Source organism: Candidatus Phytoplasma citri, from assembly GCF_002009625.1.
Classification (GTDB): Bacteria; Bacillota_I; Bacilli_A; order Acholeplasmatales; family Acholeplasmataceae; genus Phytoplasma; species Phytoplasma citri.
Genome location: NZ_MWKN01000049.1, coordinates 1 through 1267, shown reverse-complemented (window position 1 = coordinate 1267; position 1267 = coordinate 1). Strand labels below are relative to the sequence as shown.

Genomic DNA, 1267 nt, shown 5'->3' with positions numbered 1-1267 from the left:
GGAAAGCGGTGTGCTTGGAAACTTGCTCGCACCGTTTGGACGGGGGCTGATTGTAAATAAAACAGCAAAGATAAATCGCTGCATAAAACGCAATTAGTCTATCTGTATATTAAAAAAAATGGAATTAAAAATGAAAATTATTTATAATAAAATATGTTTAAAATCGATACAAACTAAAATGGCTGGTATTTTTTTAGCCCAAAAAATTATATTTACGAATTTATATAAAAGAAAAAAAAATATTATACTTATTCAAGGATCAATGGGAATAGGTAAGACTATTTTTGTCAAAGGTTTTGCTCAGAAGTTAGGAATTTTAAGGATTAATAGTCCGAGTTTTAATTTTTTTAAAATTTATAACTTTAATAACAATAAATTATTTCATATGGATCTTTTTCGTTTTGAAAATAATAGTAAATTAGTTTTTTTATTAGAAGAAGTATTTGAATATTTAAGTACAGGGGATATTCTTTTAATAGAATCTACTTATTTAAATAATGAAATCGAAAAATTATGTGATTTCAAAATTGAAATTAAATTTTTAAAATGTAATAGTAGGTTAATCACAATAGAACAAAAAAAGTTGCAAATTAATAAAAAAAGATTATGATAAACAAAATAGAAAAAAAAATATATAATTATCCATTATTTTTTAAAGAAAATATTTTAATTATAGATACTTCAACAGATATGCAAATAGTTATTTTGACGCGTGAACAAGAGATTCTAGATATAAGTATTAATGTTAAACCTAAAAGTTTTGTATCTTGTATGATACCGTTAATTAATAAGATTTTACAAGCTAATTCTATACACTTATTTAACATAAAGAAAATTATAGTAGGTTGTGGTCCGGGTTCTTATACTGGTACTAAAATAGGGGTTTTAACTTCGAAATTATTAGCTTTAGAATTAAAAATTCCTTTATTTAAGATTAGTAGTTTATTGTTGTTATCTAGTGGTTTTGATCGAAATCGTTTGACTCCGAAAATTAAAATTAATTCAGATTATTTTTATGCTATTAGTTTCCAAAACAACAGAATTATTTTACAAGAATCAAGATATTCTTCAGATTTTCTTTTTAATTATCCGAATCATATTTTATTAAGTTCTTTAAATTATAAAATTTCTTTGTTTAAAATATTGAATTATTTGGATATTGTTGATAATCCTCATGAATTGTCTCCGAATTATTGTTGTTCTAGTTGGTTTTAAAAGATAGAAATAATTTTACTATTTATTTAATCAAATATAATAAAACATGATA

2 protein-coding genes are annotated in these 1267 nt (G+C 22.6%); both read left to right on the top strand.

Annotated elements, in window-relative coordinates; all coding sequences use genetic code 11:
- The first annotated feature begins 130 nt into the window (after window positions 1–130).
- Window positions 131–610: a tRNA (adenosine(37)-N6)-threonylcarbamoyltransferase complex ATPase subunit type 1 TsaE gene (tsaE, locus tag B2G44_RS01665; protein WP_180372472.1), complete on the top strand. Its 480-nt coding sequence runs from the start codon at window positions 131–133 to the stop codon at window positions 608–610.
- The gene (gene tsaB / locus B2G44_RS01660; protein WP_078123114.1) at window positions 607–1215 is read left to right on the top strand and encodes a tRNA (adenosine(37)-N6)-threonylcarbamoyltransferase complex dimerization subunit type 1 TsaB; all 609 of its coding nucleotides are present in this window, start codon (window positions 607–609) and stop codon (window positions 1213–1215) included. The genes tsaE and tsaB overlap by 4 nt, the downstream gene beginning before the upstream one ends.
- Window positions 1216–1267: the final 52 nt, after the last annotated feature.